The sequence below is a fragment of the Burkholderia sp. Bp8963 genome, assembly GCF_003854275.1.
GTDB lineage: Bacteria > Pseudomonadota > Gammaproteobacteria > Burkholderiales > Burkholderiaceae > Burkholderia.
In genome coordinates this window covers 39130-55262 of record NZ_QTQP01000035.1, presented here as the reverse complement: position 1 = coordinate 55262, position 16133 = coordinate 39130, and the positions used below count along the sequence as shown (strand labels likewise).

Here is a 16133-nt window from a genome sequence, read left to right as displayed (position 1 = left end):
CATGTCCCCTCCGCTGCGCCATATAGAAACCCTGGCCACGCCGCCGGCTTCGGCAGATGTCGTCGTGATCGGCGGCGGCATCATCGGCGTGTTTACCGCCTATTACCTCGCCCGGCGCGGGGTGTCGGTCGCGCTCGTCGAGAAGGGGCGCATCGGCGCCGAGCAGTCGAGCCGCAACTGGGGCTGGTGCCGGCAGCAGAACCGCGACGAGCGCGAATTGCCGATGGCGAGCAAGAGCATCGATCTGTGGGAGCGATTCGCCGCCGAATCCGGCGAAGACACGGGCTTTCACCGCTGCGGGTTGTTGTATCTGAGCAATGACGACGCCGAGCTGTCCCGCTGGGCCGACTGGGGCGAGTTCGCGAAAACCGCGGGCGTGACGACGTACATGCTCGACGGCAAGCAGGCCACCGAGCGCGGGCACGCGACCGGGCGGCAGTGGAAAGGCGGCGTGTTCTCGCCGAGCGACGGCACGGCCGATCCGGGGAAGGCAGCGCCGGCCGTGGCCGCCGCACTGATGAAGCTCGGCGGCAGTGTCCATCAGCAGTGCGCGGCGCGCGGCATCGAACTCGAGGGCGGGCGTGCCAGCGGCGTCGTCACGGAGGCCGGCGTCATCAAGACGAGGACGGTCGTGCTCGCCGGCGGCGCATGGGCGTCGTCGTTCTGCCACCAGCTCGGCATCCGTTTTCCGCAGGCGTCGATCCGTCAGTCGATCCTGAGCGTGTCGCCCGTCGAGCATCCGCTGCCGGAAGCGATGTACACGTCCGGCGTGTCCGTTACGCGCCGCAGCGACGGACGCTACGCACTGGCGATCAGCGGGCGCGCGCGCGTGGACCTGACACCGCAGTTCCTGCGCTTCGCGCCGCAGTTCGTGCCGATGTTCGCGAAACGCTGGCGCAATCTTCTGCCGGGCGGCCTCGAAGGGGTGCGCGGCGGCCATGAAACGCTGAAGCGCTGGCGCCTCGATGCGCCGACGCCGATGGAGGCCGTACGCATTCTGGATCCGAAGCCCGACATGCCGACGGTCAATGAAACCTACCGCCGTGCAGTCGAACTGCTGCCCGAACTCCGCGACGCGAAGATCACGCACGCATGGGCGGGGTTCGTCGACAGCACGCCGGATGGCGTGCCGGGCATCGGCGAAGTACCGGGCGTGCCGGGGCTGATCCTCGCGGCCGGGTTTTCGGGACACGGCTTCGGGATCGGACCGGGCGCCGGGCACCTGATCGCGGATCTCGCGACCGGTGCGCAACCGTTCGTGGACCCGGTGCCGTACCGGCCCGGCCGGTTCAGCGAGTCCACATGGGGCAAGGTCGCCGATTTCTAGCGCCTGACCGTCACGCGGGTGCGGGTGGCGGCCTCCGGATGAGGCACTTCGATCCGGAACGCACCCGGCTATAGCGGCCACGGCACGCACATGGCCACGCTTATGGGGACGCTGATGGCGCAGATCATGGACGGACGCACCGATCTCAACCCTGGAAAGGTTTCGACTCGCCGGTGATTCCCGGGGACTTCGGTAAGCCCTGGTTCCTGCTGTTCGTCGGTGCCTGGTATCGACTCAAGGACACCCTGCAATGAATTCTCCCGTTACTCACCTGATGCAAGCCGGCAGGCTGGATCGCTTCTTCATCGACGGCGACTGGGTGTTGCCCGACGGCGACGACCGGTTCGCGGTCGTGTGCCCGTCCACCGAGGACACGCTGTGCGAGATCCCGCTCGGCAGCGCACGCGACGCCGACCGGGCCGCAATCGCCGCGCGCAACGCCTTCGAACGGTGGGCGGCCACGTCGCCGCAAGCGCGCGCCGCGCTGCTCGATCGCGTGCATGCGTTGATGCTGGAGCGCGCCGAGCTGTTCGCCACGGCGCTCGCGATGGAAATGGGCGCGCCGATCGGCTATGCGCGCGGCGCGCATGTGCCGCTCGCGGCCGAACATATCCGGGTCGCGCGCGACAACCTGGCGAGCTACCCGTTCGTCAAGCGGCGCGGGACGACCGCGGTCGTACGCGAGCCGATCGGCGTGTGCGCGCTGATCACGCCGTGGAACTGGCCGATCTATCAGATCACCGCGAAGGTCGGGCCGGCCCTCGCGGCAGGCTGCACGGTCGTGCTGAAGCCCAGCGAGCTGTCGCCGCTCAGCGCGCTGCTGTTCGCGGAAGTGATCGCCGATGCGGGCGTGCCCGCGGGCGTATTCAACCTGGCAAGCGGCAGCGGCGAGGAGGTGGGCGCCGCGCTTGCGTCGCACCCGGAGGTCGACATGGTGTCGATCACCGGGTCGACGCGTGCCGGCGTGCTCGTTGCGCAGGCGGCGGCCCCGACTGTCAAGCGCGTTGCGCAGGAGCTTGGCGGCAAATCGCCGAACATCGTGTTGCCGGATGCGGACCTTCATCAGGCCATTGCGCCGGGCGTGGCCGCCGCGTTCCGGAACATGGGGCAATCGTGCAGCGCACCGACCCGCATGATCGTGCCGCGCAACGTGCTCGGCGCGGTCGAGGAACTGGCCGTCGCGGCAACGCAAAGGCTCGTTGTCGGCGATCCGTTCGTCGAAGCAACGACGCATGGGCCGTTGGCCAATCGCGCGCAATTCGGGCGCGTCGCGCAGATGATCGACGCGGGCATCGACGAACGCGCGAAGCTGATCGCCGGCGGACCCGGGCGGCCTGCGGGTTTCGACCGTGGCTTTTATGCGCGGCCGACGATTTTCTCCGATGTGCGCACCGACATGACGATCGCACAGCAGGAGATCTTCGGTCCGGTCCTCGCGATCCTTCCATACGACACCGTGGAAGAAGCGATCGCCATCGCGAACGACACGGCCTACGGGCTCGGCGCACATGTACAGGGCACCGACAGGGAACGCGTACGCGCGGTGGCCGCACGCATCCGGGCGGGGCAGGTGCATCTGAACTATCCGGCATGGGATCCGCAGGCGCCGTTCGGCGGCTACAAGCAGTCGGGCAACGGTCGCGAGTACGGAATCGAGGGGATGGAGGAGTACATGGAGATCAAGTCGATCCTGGGATTCTACGACTGACGCGATCGCTGCGCATGAGCGCCGCGGCAGTACAGAATGAAAGCCGTCTACTTTCGAAGGTGCCGAAATTGGAAAACCCCGTCATCCCCGACACATCGCTGCAAGCGCATCATGCACACTGGGCAAAGCTGCGGCGCGACCTGCATGCGCATCCCGAGCTGCGGTTCGAGGAACACCGGACGGCCGACATCGTCGCCCGCGAGCTTGAATCGCTCGGCTATGCGGTGTCGCGCGGGCTCGGCGGCACGGGCGTCGTTGCGAGCCTGCCCGGCGCGGCTCCGGGCCGCGGCATCGTGCTCCGCGCCGATCTGGATGCATTGCCGATCCACGAAGCCAACGATTTCGAGCATGCATCGTGTACGCACGGGATCATGCACGCGTGCGGCCATGACGGCCACACCGTGATGCTGCTCGGGGCCGCGCGCGTGCTGAAGGAACTGCCGCAGCTGCCGGGCACCGTCCATTTCGTGTTTCAGCCCGGAGAAGAGGGGGGCGCGGGCGCGCGCAAGATGATTGCCGACGGGCTGTTCGAGCAGTATCCGACGGAAGCGGTATTCGGCATGCATAACTGGCCCGGCTTGCCTGCCGGCCATTTCGGGTTGCGCACCGGCCCGATCATGGCCGCGGGCTCCCGGTTCAGGATCACGGTAACGGGCAAAGGCGCGCACGCGGCGCAGCCGCATCTGGGCATCGATCCCGTACCGCTCGCCTGTTCGATGGTGCTGCAATGCCAGACCATCGCTGCACGGCACAAGGATCCCGTGGATCCCGCCGTTATTTCCGTGTGCATGTTCCATGCGGGAACGACGGACAACGTCATTCCGGACAGCGCCGAGCTGCGCGGGACGATCCGCACGCTGTCGTCGGCATTGCAGCAAAAGCTGCAGCGCGATGTCCAGCTCGCTTGCGAGGGGCTTGCCCGCGCCTATGGCGCGCAAGTCGACGTCGAGTTCTTTCAGTACTACCCCGCGACGGTCAACACGCCGGCCGAGACGGCACTCTGCGAAACGGTGATTCGCGACACGTTCGGCGACGAACGCCTGTACCGCGACGTGCCGCCGAACATGACGTCCGAAGACTTCGGCTTCATGCTGGAGGAGCGGCCGGGCGCTTACGTGCTGATCGGCAATGCGCCGGCCGGAGTGGCCGTGCCGGCGCTGCATCACCCGAAATACGATTTCAACGACGACATCATTCCGGCCGGCGTCCGGTATTGGGTTGCGTTGGCGCAGCATTACTTCAGGCGATCGCCGTGATGCGCCAATCGGGGGACCTTTGATTTTGATGCGACTTACCGGTGATGGCGTGACTGGTCCTGCACACAAGCTAAGGAGCGAGCGCCGAGCGGGGGGAGTCGTCGATCCGCAGCAGACGGCCAGCGTTGGCAATCACGATGAACGTGCCGACGTTGTGCAGGATCGCCGCCCACACCGCGCCGAGCACGCCGGTCGCGGCCAGCGCGATCACCGCGAGCGTCCACGCGAGGCCGATCGCCGCATTGGTCGTCGCCGTGCGCCGGCAGTGCCGACCGAGGCGGATGCAGGTCGGAATCCGCCGCAGGTCGTCGCCCAGCAGCACGACGTCGGCCGACGCGATCGCAATGTCGATGCCGCGCTCGCCCATCGCGATGCTCGTCGAGCCGGCCTTGATCGCCAGCACGTCGTTCAGCCCGTCGCCGACAACGAGCGGATGCAGGCCCGCGCCGATCTCGCGCATCACGTAATCGAGCTTGTCGTGCGGCAGCGCCTGCGCGACCACCGTCTCGATGCCCGTCTCGGCCGCGACCTTGCTGGCGACGCGCTCGAGGTCGCCCGTCAGCAGCGTCTGCCGCGCAAGGCCCAGCGTCCGCAGATCGGCGAGCGCTTCGCGCGCGTCGGGCCGCAGCGTATCGGCGAAGCCGAACCACGCGAGCAGCCGCCCGTCGAGCCCGAGGCCGACCAGCGGCCCGTCGAATCCTTCCGGGGTTGACGGCAAGTTACCGGCATGGTCGGCGAGCAGCGCGGGCCGGCCGAGTACCGCCGTGCCGTCCGGCGTGTCGGCGACGACGCCGAGCCCGCGCAATTCCCGCGTGCGTTCGAACGGCGCAACGGCAGCACCGGTGAGGCCGGACGCGGCGGCATCGCGGACGAGCGCGCGGCTCGCCGGGTGCGCGCTGCTTTCGCCGAGCCGCGCGGCCAGCGCACGCGCCTGCGCGCCGTCGACGCCGGGCTGCAGCCACACCTGCCGGACCTGCAATTCCCCGCGGGTGAGCGTGCCGGTCTTGTCGATCACGAGCGAATCGGCCTCGGCGATCTTGTCGAGGAACGCGGCATTGCGAAACAGGATGCCGTGCCGCGCGCCGACCGCGATCCCGGCAATGGCCGTGGACGGCGCGGCGAGCACCAGCGCACACGGGCACGCGGCCACGATGACCGCGAGCATCGCCGATGCATTCGCGGACGTGAACCAGACGATCGCCGCGATCAGCAGGACGAGCGCGAGATACGCGCCCATGTGCCGCTCGAGCACCTGCGTGACGGGCGGTTTCGCCTGTTCCGCGTGCTGCATCAGCGCGATGATCTTGCCGAGCGTCGAATCCTTGCCGGTGTGAGTGACGTCGATGCGCAGTACGCCATCGAGATTCAACGCGCCGCCATACACGGCGCTGCCTGCATCGACGTCGTGCGGTACGGATTCGCCGGTGATCGGCCCGTTGTCGACGCTCGATGTGCCCGCGAATACGACGCCGTCGACCGGAATGCGCGCGCCAGCCACTACTTCGATGCGGTCGCCCGCACGCAGTGCGTCGTACGCAACGTCGACGACGCTGCCGTCGGTGCCGATGCGGCGCACGCGGCCAGCCGTCAGCCGGCCGAGCGCGCGGATCGCTTCCTGCGAGCCGAGCACGCTGCGCTCTTCGAGCGCATGGCCGAACGTCATCACGATCGGCAGCAGCGCGGCCGTCGTCATGTCGCCGATCGCCCACGCGGCCAGCATCGCGAGCGCGATCAGGCGATCGGTCACGCCATGCAGGCTCGGCGCGCGCAGGCTGTGCCACGCACTCGCAAACACCGGCCCCGCGACGATCAGCGATGCGAGCGCGGCGAGGAGTTGCGCGAGCGTTTCTCCGCCGCCCGACAGCATGCGCCACGCGAACGACAGCACGAGCAGGCCGCCCGCAAGCAGCGCCAGCGCGATCTGCCGCGTGATCGTGCGACGCTCGTTGGAGGACAGCGCGTAGGCCGTCGTGCTGGCGGGAGCGGCGTCCGGCTGCGTGGCGGGTTCGGCGAGCGAATTCATCGGGCGTTTCCGGGCAGGATCAGGTTCGAGGTGTCGTGCGGATCGATCGTCGTCACGCGCCCGGCTTTCGACAGCACGCGCTGTACGCGATCGCGATACAGCCGCGCCAGCAGCCCTGGATCGCCGTTCTCGCGGAGCGTCGCGTCGAGTTGCCGGATTTCCAGCGTGTCGGTCTGCGCAATTGCGACGCGTTCCGCCGCGTGGGCCTGCGCGTCCTGCACGATCCGGTCGGCATCCTGCTGTGCGTCCTGCCGCCGCTGTTCGGCGGCGGTGCGTGCTTCCGCGATGGTCCGCTCGGCGACCTGCAGCGACGTCAGCACCGCGTTGAACGCGCCGGCGGCCGCACCGGGAAACGCGGGCTGCACGTCGACGCGCGCGACTTCGACGCCGAGCCCCGCGTGCGCCGTGTCGAGTGCGCGCAGGTGCCGTGCAATCGCGTCGGCGAGATCGCCGCGCAATCGTTCGCGGCGTGCGGCCATCTGCCGGTCGGCGGCCAGTTGCTCGGGCCGCGCGACCAGGATCGCGTCGAGATCGCGGGTCGCCGCGACCTCGACGGCCGATGCGGACACGATCCGTTCGAGCGCTGCGTCGAGACGGTCCTGCTGCAGCACATACGCGTACGGATCGCTGACCCTGTAATAGAGCACCGCGCTCAACGCGACCGCGCCACCGTCGCCCGTCAGCACGTAGCCGGAACCGGCGAGCGCGTCGGGCAATCGCGCGACACCCTGCGCGGATGGCGCGAGCGCCCGCGGATCGCGGTCGAGCGAGCGGATCCGCTGCTCGAGCACGCGCGCGGCGCCCGGCACGAGCAGGACCGATTCGAACGGCTGCGGCCATGCGATCACGAGCCCGGCGTCCTGGGTGCGCACGAGCGCGCCGAAACGCATCACGACCGCGCGGCTGTCCGCCGGAATCCGCCGGATGTTCGAGCCGGCCCACGCGCATGCAGCGAGCACCGCGAGCGCGGCGACGAACCAGAACGACAGGCGCACGGCCTGCGCGCCCGGCCCGAGCGGCGGTGCGGACGGCTCGGTCATCGCGCGGCCTTGTGCGCTTTGGGCGCCGGCGCGGCCTGCCCCGGCGCATCGGCCGGGCCCTGCACGAGCACGCGGAACGGCGCGGCGTCGGTGCGCAGGATCAGGTTCGTATTGGTGCCGACCACCGCGTTCAGCGTGTCGAGCGAACGCAGCATCGTGTACAGGTGCGGGTTGCCCACATAGCTCTTGCCGTAGATGTCGGCCGCGTCCTTGCGCGATTGCGCTTCGATACCGGCCGCTTTCACGTTCGCATCGGCCAGCGCGATGCGTGCGTCGCGCTCGGCGTCCGAGCGGATCTGCGCGGCCTCGCGATTGCCGTCCGCGGTACGCTGCGCGGCCACGGTGTCGCGTTCGGCGCTCATCCGGTCGACCGTCGCGGCGAGCGTGACGGCCGGCAACGTGAGCCGTTCGAGCCCGACCTGGGCGACGCGCACGCCGTAAGCCGCATAGAGCTGCGCGTCGATCTGCCGGCGCAGCGTGTCCTCGAATTCGCCGATCTTCACCTGGGCCGGATCGGTGTTCACGAGCGACGCGAGATCGTACCCGGCGGACGTCGTCTGCAGCGCGGAGCCGACGAGCGAGCGGATCTGCCGCGCCGCTTCGTCCGGCTCGTTGCCGACCGCACGCATGAAGCGCCCGATGTCGCGCGCATCGGCCGGCACGCGCCACGCGACGTAGGCCTCGACGATGATGCGCAGCCCGTCGCGCGTGCCGACGTCCTGCAGGCCGCTCGACGTGGTGTGCAGGCGCAGGTCGACGGGCGTCACCGCATCGATCGGCGCAGGCAGGCGCCACGCGAGCCCGGGTTCGAGCAGCACCCGCACGGGCCGCCCGAAGCGCGTGATCACCGAGGCCTCGCCGGCACGTACCTGCACGAAGCTCGCGACCACGAGCGCGACGAGCACGCACAGCAGCGCGATGGCGACGCGCAGGCGGAACGCGCCGGGCGGCTGCGGCGCGCCGTGATGCGCGTGGTGGTGGTCGTGGCTATGGCCGTGGTGCGCATGATCATGCGCGTGCGAATGAAACAGACTCACGATGTCGCCCCAAGTGCAGCGTCGCCCGTATGCGGTGCGGCAAAACGGCCTGCCGCCGTGTTGCGCCTTCCGCGCGGAAATCGCCGCGACATGTCAATGGATGCCGGCCAGATCGCCGGCGGGTGTATTGCGAAGATCGACGGTCGCCCGCGTGCCGTCGGCCAGCCGGTCGTCGATGATCGTCATGCGCGCGTTGCGCAGGCCGCGTTGCAGCCGGTCGAGGTAATACTCGAACGGAAACGCGGGGCCGCCGAGCCGGTACGCGACCAGGTCGGCGTCGAAATCGATCTGTTGCACGCGCGCCGACGACACCGTGTCGCCGGCCTGTGCTTCAGCGTGTGCGACCCGTTCGAGCGCCTGCTGCTGCGCGTTGCCGAGCAGGCCGGCCGCGAAACCGCGCGCCTGCGCGACGCTGCCCTGTGCGCGGATCTGCGCAGCCTGTACGTCGTGGAAGGCGGCGGCCGCACCGGTCGGTGGATGCACGCTCTCGATCACGACCGCAATCACTTCAACGCCGCTTTGCAAGCGGTCGAGCTGCTGCTGGATCGCGCGCTTCAACTGATCGGCCATCGCGGCCTGATTCGTTTCGAGCAGCGATTCGAGCGTATGCGACGCGAGGTAGTGCACAAGTGCGCGATTGGCGCTTGTGCGCACCGTGCTTTCCGGGTCGATCGTGCGATAGAGCGCCGCGCGCGCATCGGCATCGGTCGGGCCGAGACGGTAGTCGACCCGCACGTCGGCGTTGACGATCTGGAAGTTCTGGCGGTCGCCGTTCGCGCCGGCGATCACCTGGGTGGTTTCCCACGGATGCGGCACATCCCACAGACGGTCGAGGCGTTCGGGCGTCGGGCCGTCGGCAAGCACCGGCGACGTATCGGCGCCGCCGTCGTTCGCGCTACCCGCGATCGCGACCTGGTGCACCGCGCCGTTGTCGACGATGCGCGCGCGCCCGAACGGCCAGGGCAGACCGACGTGCAGGCCCGGCTGCCAGACCGCGGCCGGCGCGCCGAACCGTTCATACACCGCGCGCTGCTCCGGGTTCAGCACGACGACGGCGGTGAGCAGCCACGCGCAGGCGACGGTGGCGGCGAGTGCTGCAGGCAGCAGCCGCACGAAGCTGCGCCAGCCCCAGCTCTGCCGCAGGTCGATGCCGTAGCGATGGCGCAGTTCGGCGCCGAGCGATGCGATCGGCGACGGGCGCCGGCTCAGCAGCCCGGCGATCGCGCTGGTCGGTACAACCGCACCGCGCGGCACCGCAAACCATGACAGCACGCCGCGCAGGGCCAGTTCGGCGGCGACGGCTGCGTTGAACAGCGCGATCGCATGCACGAGCCAGTCCGCCGTGCGATGCTGGAATGCGAACCATGCGCCGGCCAGCGCACCTGCGAGCGCGGTGACGAGCGCGACGCGCAGCACCCGCGTGAGCGACGCGGAAACCGCCGAACCGCTGGCGGCTGCCGCATGATGGCGTTCGGCGACGAGCGTGAGAAAGGCAAGCACGATGCAGGCGGCGCTGGCCGCGAGCGTGGGTTCGGGCGCAGCCATCGCGCGAACCAGCATGACGGGCGACGGCGGCTGCCACGCAAGCGCGGCAAGCGCGACGGAGAGCGCGCCACCAGCGGTGACGGCCCACGGCCGCCAATCGATCGCCGCGGCAATCGCCGGCCACGGGTTGTCGTCGTACTCCGGCTCCCGCTTGCGGCTGAACGCATTGCGCAGCCAGTCGCCGAGCAGCGTGGCTGCCGATCCTTCCGGGGGATGGCGGCGTGCGCGGCCGGCGAGCAGCACGCCGATCGCGACGACGAGCACGTTGCACCATGCGCTGGCAAGCGGTGCGCACCAGCGCAGGTCGGCAGGCAGGATGTCGACGGCGCCCAGCGTGCCGAGCGCGGCAACAAGCAACGCGGCGGCCCCTGCGACCGGCGCGAGTGCGTCGCGGCCGGCCGGGCTGCCGGGAATGTCGTCGTTGCTTTCCGCCTGTTGCTCCATCGGGGATTCCTTACGTACGCGTTACAGGGTGCGCAGGAGTCCGTGCGGAATTCTGCGAGCGGCAATGTAGCGCGGCGGATGATGAAACTCAAGGTGGCCAACGTGATTGGAACAATGAACAGACCCTAGAACGCGATCGCCGCGATCTGTTACGGTACGGTGAAGACCACGTGGAAGTACGGAACGGGCAACAGGTCCGCCTGGCGTTCGTCGAGCCAGCGGGCCGGGGCGAGCGACTGGCACTTCGGACAGTGCCGGTTGCGGCAGGAGTTGTACGCGATACGCTGGTGTCCGCAGGCGTCGCGCTGCTCGACGTGAACTCTTTCGACGGCCTGCTCTCTCGATTGCAGGCTCGCAAATTCGGTGCAATCGACTCGGCAATGAACATCAGCTCGAAACGCGCCGAACAAGTGGATTTCACGGAGCCGTTGTATCTGACTCCGGCTCAGCTTGTCGCCCGCAAGGGTAGCAAGCTGCTGCCGACGCCAGAGTCCCTCGGGGGACATAGTGTGGGCGCCCTGCAGGGCTCGATTCAGGAACAATTTGCCAAACAAATGTGGGCGTCGAAGAATGTGAACGTCCAGAGCTATCAGACCTAAGACGAGGCGTACGCGGACCTCGTTACCGGCCGTATCGATGCAACGTTTGTGGAATCGACGGCGGTGAGTCTCGGCTTCCTGAGCAAGCCGAACGGAAAGGACTTCGCATTCGCTGGCAATCCCGTCAATGATGCGAAAATTATCGGTACGGGTGTCGGTATTGCCGTGCGCAAGGGCGACAACCAACTCCGCGAGGCGCTCAATGGTGCATTTGCCGAACTCAAACGCAACAGCACCTATCAGCAGCTTCTGAAAAAGTACTTTACCGTGGACCTGGCCGTGCATTGAACGGCGATGGACGTGTACCGCGTCAGGTCTGCGCCGATTTGGAAAAAAAGACATGAGCAGAGCACAAACCCCCGCAAACGACTCCACTGGCAAGGCAAACGGTCGGACAAAGTCGAGCGTAGCAAGGAGTAGTAGGCGGCCGGCGGGTACGGGGGAGATTGCCCCGTACCGCGTAGTTGCCGATGCGATCGCGCAGCTTTTCCAGCCTTATACAGAAGTCGTACTGCACGACCTCGCGACCCAAACAGTCGCTTATGTCGCGAACAATCTGTCCAAACGGGAGATCGGTGACGATTCGGCGCTCGAGGAAATCGGCTTTGACGCGCAGGAAAACGTGATCGGCCCGTACGAAAAGCTTGGCTGGGACGGTCGCAAGATCCGCTCGATCACGGGTGTATTGCGGACTGAAGCGGGCGAGCCAATCGGGGTCATGTGTATCAACTTTCACCTGGCGGCTCTCGACCAGGCGAAGCAGGCGCTCGAACTGTTGCTGTCGAGTGCGGTGCTGCAACCTCAACCGGAGAAGCTGTTCCGTGACGATTGGCAGGATCGTGTGAATGTCTTCCTCGATCACTGGTTGCAGGAACGTAAGCTCACGTTGTCGATGCTTACACGGGAACATAAGCGCGAGTTGGTTGCCGCCCTGTACGCGGAAGGCGCGTTCAATGGAAAGAGTGCTGCGAACTATGTCGCAAAGGTCCTTGCATTAGCTCGCGCAACGATTTTTAACTACCTGAAAGATCTGAGAGGTGAAGGGTGACAGAAGATTTGTCTGGTGTATCTGAAGTGCGAACACCTGCAACTTACCGGTTCGTTCAAGCTTCGCGGTGCCACGAACAAGGTGCGGATGCTCGATCCGAAGACGCGGTGAAACGGAGTTCTGACGGTGTCGAGCGGGAACCACGGTCAGGGCGTGGCACTTGCGCGCAAGCTCGCGGGCGTGCCGGTCACAGTCTACGCGGCGAGCACGACATCGCCCGTGAAGCTCGACGCGGTGTTTGCGTCGGTTGGGGGAGGGAGCCTGATTTCCGGTGTCGGCACGGCAATCCGTCGCCTGATTTCGGAAGCGGCCGATTTGAGGCAAATGCGCGAAGACGCGTGACGTGCATTAATGCGTTGCATCGCAGGCCGGCGCGGACGTCACGTTGCTCCGCGGTGTGGCATTCGGTCGAGGCGGCCACGGGCCGCCCCGAATGACTATCCGAAGAGAATCAGCTGACTTTGCTTCGCAGGAAGTCGGACACGCGCGTGAGCCCGTCCTCCAGAACAGTGCGGCTGTTCGCATACCCGATTCGTACGTAACCCTCCATGTCGAGCGCGCTACCCGGCGTAAACATCACACCCGTCGCCTCGAGCAGTTCCGTGCAGAATTCACGCGACGGCATGTCGAACGCGTACTTGAGTAGCGCCGTCGTCCCAGACTTGGGCTTGACCCACGAGATCGTCGGCTCGCGTTCGACCCATGCGCTCAGAATCGCGAGATTGGTGCGTACGATGTCGTGATTGCGTTTCAAGATCGCGTCGCGATGCTCAAGCGCGAGCGTCGCAAAGTAGTCGTCAATCATGCCGACGCTGATCGTGTTGTAGTCGCGATGTACGCTGACTGCGTGAATCAACTCGACCGGTCCGGCAATCCAGCCTAGACGTAGCCCTGCGAGGGAGTAAGTCTTCGACATACTTGCGGTGCTGATGCCGCGCTCGTAGAGGTCTGCAATCGACGCGCTGTAGCCGCTGCCGACCTGGTCGGTCCCACGATAAACTTCGTCGCAGAGAACATATGCGTCGCAGCGCCTTGCGATCTCGACAATCTTCTCGAGGAATGCTTCGTCCATCAGCGACCCGGTCGGATTGTTCGGGTTGTTGATCGCGATGAGACGTGTCTTATCATCGACGAGCGATTCGAGTTCGTCGAGATCCGGCAAAAATTGGTTTTCTTCGCGAAGCTTGAGGATCTTGACGTTCGCGCCGTAGCTCTCGGGAATCGAATAGTGCTGCTGGTAGGTCGGCAGTACCGACACGACGGTATCGCCGGGCTCAACGAGCGTTTCGTAGATGAGCGCGTTTCCACCGATCGCGCCGTGCGTGACGATGACATTCGATGCCGATTGCCGCAAGTACGTACCGGCGATCGCCTCGCGCAGGCGCTGCGTGCCTTCGATCACGCCATATGTCAGCTTCATCGGACGCAGGTCGTCGAGCACGGTTTCCTGGCGGCCTGTCATCGTGAGCAGTTGATCGACTGTCAGAGATTCGACACAGGTCTCCGCGAGGTTGTACGTGCAATGATTTTCGTAGAGATCCATCCAGCGCTCAACGCCGAATTCCTTGATCTTCATGACCATTCCTTCCGTGAGATGGTTGAGCGGCCAAACCGCGGCCGCATGTAGAGAAAATGATGTCCGCGTAGTGGCCGCGACGGCTACTTGGCGATGATGTCGCGTTTGAAGTATTGAACCGACAGCTTGCTCAATGTGCCGTCCTTTTTCAGCTCGGCAAGCGCGGCCGAGACCTGACCGCGAAGTGCGGTGTCTTGCCTCCTGAACGCCCAGCCGACGCCTTCACCGAGGGTCACCGGATCTTGCAGTGGTTGGCCGATCATCGCAAAGTCGCGACCCTCAGGTTTGTCCAGGAAGCCCTCTTGAGCAGTCTGAGATTCCAGGACAGTAGCATCCAGGCGACCAGAGGCGAGGTCCGCATAAACCAAATTCTGGTCTTGGTACGGCGTAGTCACGATCCCGTGCGGCTCCCAGTTGCGCTTCAGGAAGTCCTCCTGCGACGACCCTTGTAGCACGCCGATGCGCTTGCCTTGGAGGTGAGCGGCGTCGGGCAATAGTCCGGAATTTTTGCGGGCGACCATTACCATTGGGACGACGTAGATCGGCGGGGTGAAATCGACGAGCTGCTTGCGCTTTTGGGTAATGTTCAACGCCGAGTTGACCAAGTCGAATTTGCGGGCCTGAAGCGCAGGCAGGAGACCGTCGAAAGCATTCTCGACCCACACGCACTTGACTTTCATCTTTGCGCAAACTGCATTTCCGATATCGATATCGAAACCCTGCAGTTGCCCGGCCGCCGTTTTGCTCTCGAATGGAGGGTAGGCGGCTTCGATGCCGATCCTCAGCGCGGCATTGCCGCCTGCGAATGCGACTCCAGCCGTTCCCAGGGACAGGGCGACGGCGCAAACCAGGTGCTTCATGTTCATACCAACTCCGTAGGTGGTAATCGAATAACGGGGCCGTAACCTGTTGGTCCGCGGGCCTCGGCGGGCTACCTTGCAATGCAAAGCTGAGGGGTAGACGAATTGTCCATTTGAGACATTGTCGGCAAGTATCTGCTTCCAAAAGTAAAAAGTCCATAGTAGACTAAAAAATCTAATCAGATGACATGGAGCGGGTTCCCCGAGATCACTAGATGAGTGCTCTACTGAACGACTTACCGCGCGTAGTGGATGAGGCGCGGGTCCGCGCTGCATTGCCGGAACTGGATACGCGTGGTGCGCTGGAGCGAATGTTTCGGTCGCTGGCGGACGGCCGCGCGGTGCAACCGCCGCAGACCCTGACGCTTTTCCCCGATATCGCAGTCGCCACGGCGCTGTATCGACACGTCACCCGCGTGGTCGAACACTGATTGAAGACATGCGTATCCGGCGGCGCCTATTTCAGCTGCCGGGGCACGCTCGAGGAGACAACGCGTGACCTATCAACGAATCGAGATTCCTCTGCCGTCCCCGGCGCCGGGGGTTGCACTGCACCTGACAGCGCATCAATTCGGTCACCCTGATAACGGGCGCAGTATCTATCTGCATGCCGGACTGCATGCCGACGAACACCCGGGCCTGCTGGTGTTGCAACATCTGCTCGAGGCACTACATGCGCTCGACGGTGCCGGAAGGATCACCGGCTGTGTCACGGTGGTGCCGTACGCAAACCCAATCGGTTTGTCTCAACGATTGTTCGGTCCTGTCGTGGGGCGCTTCGATTTCGAGAACGGGGAAAACTTCAATCGCAATTTCCCGCTGCTGGATCAGGGCGTTGCAATGCGTTTGCAGGAGCCGGTTGCACGCGATCTGACGCGACACCAGTGGAAGCGCTATTTCCGAAGCTTGATTGGTGAGCGCGATGAATTGAGCCCCGCTGCGGCGATGAAGCTCGAACTGGCCAAGCTCGCGATCGATCACGATATCGTCCTTGATCTGCATTGTGACACCGATGCGATCGCACACGTCTATGCGTCGGCGCTGCAGCGTGAGCGAGCCGTAAAGCTGGCTCGCCTGATCGGGGCGCCGGTGGTGATGCTCGAGCCGGAACAAGCTGGCGGAGGGGCATTTGATCAAACGCATTCGAGTGCATGGGGCGAATTGCAGCAGGCAGGTCTGTTCGACGCGGACGAAAGCGGTTTCTCGGCGACGATCGAGTTGCGAGGTCAGGCCGACGTCAATGATGCATTGGCGATGGACGACGCTCGACGCTTGTTGCACTTCGCCGAGTCAGAGGGGGTGGTGGTCTTGCCAGACACAGACGACACGCCTCGGTTGAGCGAACCGCCTGCGGTATTTCCTCTCCAAGGAGCGGCGCATGTCAGATGTCCTTGTGCGGGCGTGATCGTCTATAAGCGTATGCCCGGAGAACATGTTGGTGCGGGCGAGACATTCGCCGAAATCGTGCGTCTCGACGGGGCGATCAATTCGCGCGTCCAAGTGACTAGTCCGATCAGCGGCGTCCTGGTCGTGCGTCAGTTGCAAAAACTAGTGAGGCCGGGGCAGCGGGCAGCATTGATCGCCGGAGATGTCGCGCTCGCCGGACGTGAACCCGGCAATTTGCTGCTCGATTTCTAGCCGTCCCATCATGCATGTCAGGCCGACCGTAG

General features: G+C 65.6%; 14 protein-coding genes and 3 pseudogenes. 10 read left to right on the top strand and 7 right to left on the bottom strand.

What is annotated here, in order from left to right; genetic code table 11:
* Position 1 precedes the first annotated feature (1 nt).
* From DID96_RS25740 to DID96_RS25725, 4 genes and pseudogenes are all read left to right on the top strand, one after another.
* The gene (locus DID96_RS25740; RefSeq protein ID WP_124602074.1) at positions 2 to 1327 is read left to right on the top strand and encodes an FAD-binding oxidoreductase; all 1326 of its coding nucleotides are present in this window, start codon (positions 2 to 4) and stop codon (positions 1325 to 1327) included.
* 66 nt (positions 1328 to 1393) lie between these two features.
* Positions 1394 to 1581, top strand: a pseudogene (locus DID96_RS39065) (FAD-dependent oxidoreductase); the annotation flags it as partial.
* Positions 1578 to 3035, top strand: a complete 1458-nt coding sequence (locus DID96_RS25730; protein ID WP_124602073.1) for an aldehyde dehydrogenase family protein — start codon at positions 1578 to 1580, stop codon at positions 3033 to 3035. The pseudogene DID96_RS39065 and the gene DID96_RS25730, both read left to right, overlap by 4 nt.
* Before the next feature lie 68 nt (positions 3036 to 3103).
* A complete protein-coding gene (locus DID96_RS25725; protein ID WP_124602072.1) occupies positions 3104 to 4291 on the top strand; it encodes a M20 aminoacylase family protein in 1188 nt (395 codons plus the stop codon).
* Positions 4292 to 4361: 70 nt separating this feature from the next.
* Here the strand turns inward: DID96_RS25725 and DID96_RS25720 are convergent, their stop codons facing one another.
* The 5 genes and pseudogenes from DID96_RS25720 to DID96_RS38430 all read right to left on the bottom strand — a co-directional run.
* Positions 4362 to 6314 (bottom strand): cation-translocating P-type ATPase, encoded by a 1953-nt coding sequence (locus DID96_RS25720; RefSeq protein WP_124602071.1) that lies wholly within the window; start codon positions 6312 to 6314, stop codon positions 4362 to 4364.
* Complete coding sequence (locus DID96_RS25715; RefSeq protein WP_124602070.1) at positions 6311 to 7354, bottom strand: SPFH domain-containing protein; 1044 nt, start codon at positions 7352 to 7354, stop codon at positions 6311 to 6313. Before DID96_RS25715 ends, DID96_RS25720 begins: the two co-directional genes overlap by 4 nt.
* On the bottom strand, positions 7351 to 8391 hold the full coding sequence (gene hflC, locus DID96_RS25710) for a protease modulator HflC (RefSeq protein WP_124602069.1): 1041 nt from the start codon (positions 8389 to 8391) through the stop codon (positions 7351 to 7353). The genes DID96_RS25715 and hflC overlap by 4 nt, the downstream gene beginning before the upstream one ends.
* A gap of 93 nt (positions 8392 to 8484) precedes the next feature.
* Complete coding sequence (hflK, locus tag DID96_RS25705; protein WP_124602068.1) at positions 8485 to 10380, bottom strand: protease modulator HflK; 1896 nt, start codon at positions 10378 to 10380, stop codon at positions 8485 to 8487.
* Between the two features lie 152 nt (positions 10381 to 10532).
* Positions 10533 to 10697 (bottom strand): annotated as a pseudogene (locus DID96_RS38430) (transposase zinc-binding domain-containing protein); the annotation flags it as partial.
* Between DID96_RS38430 and DID96_RS39600 the strand changes: the two are divergent.
* The 4 genes from DID96_RS39600 (at position 10632) to DID96_RS38680 (ending at position 12369) form a co-directional block, all read left to right on the top strand.
* Positions 10632 to 10979, top strand: coding sequence for a transporter substrate-binding domain-containing protein (locus DID96_RS39600; RefSeq protein WP_409333815.1), 348 nt, complete (start codon positions 10632 to 10634; stop codon positions 10977 to 10979). The pseudogene DID96_RS38430 and the gene DID96_RS39600 sit on opposite strands and share 66 nt — an antisense overlap.
* A 63-nt stretch (positions 10980 to 11042) precedes the next feature.
* Entirely contained in the window at positions 11043 to 11267 is a 225-nt protein-coding gene (locus DID96_RS39595; protein WP_409333814.1) for a transporter substrate-binding domain-containing protein, read from the top strand.
* Between the two features lie 52 nt (positions 11268 to 11319).
* Entirely contained in the window at positions 11320 to 12027 is a 708-nt protein-coding gene (locus DID96_RS25690) for a transcriptional regulator (RefSeq protein ID WP_124602065.1), read from the top strand.
* 126 nt (positions 12028 to 12153) lie between these two features.
* Entirely contained in the window at positions 12154 to 12369 is a 216-nt protein-coding gene (locus DID96_RS38680) for a hypothetical protein (RefSeq protein ID WP_221624612.1), read from the top strand.
* A 109-nt stretch (positions 12370 to 12478) separates the two neighbouring features.
* On the opposite strand, the gene DID96_RS25680 is transcribed toward DID96_RS38680, so the two are convergent.
* Positions 12479 to 13603, bottom strand: a complete 1125-nt coding sequence (locus DID96_RS25680; RefSeq protein ID WP_124602064.1) for an aminotransferase — start codon at positions 13601 to 13603, stop codon at positions 12479 to 12481.
* An 83-nt stretch (positions 13604 to 13686) separates the two neighbouring features.
* On the bottom strand, positions 13687 to 14469 hold the full coding sequence (locus DID96_RS25675; RefSeq protein ID WP_124602063.1) for a transporter substrate-binding domain-containing protein: 783 nt from the start codon (positions 14467 to 14469) through the stop codon (positions 13687 to 13689).
* 209 nt (positions 14470 to 14678) lie between these two features.
* On the opposite strand from DID96_RS25675, the pseudogene DID96_RS25670 reads away from it, so the two are divergent.
* Both DID96_RS25670 and DID96_RS25665 read left to right on the top strand, forming a co-directional pair.
* Positions 14679 to 14846: pseudogene (locus DID96_RS25670) on the top strand (ornithine cyclodeaminase family protein); the annotation flags it as partial.
* Between the two features lie 112 nt (positions 14847 to 14958).
* Positions 14959 to 16101, top strand: coding sequence for a succinylglutamate desuccinylase/aspartoacylase family protein (locus tag DID96_RS25665; protein ID WP_124602062.1), 1143 nt, complete (start codon positions 14959 to 14961; stop codon positions 16099 to 16101).
* Positions 16102 to 16133: the final 32 nt, after the last annotated feature.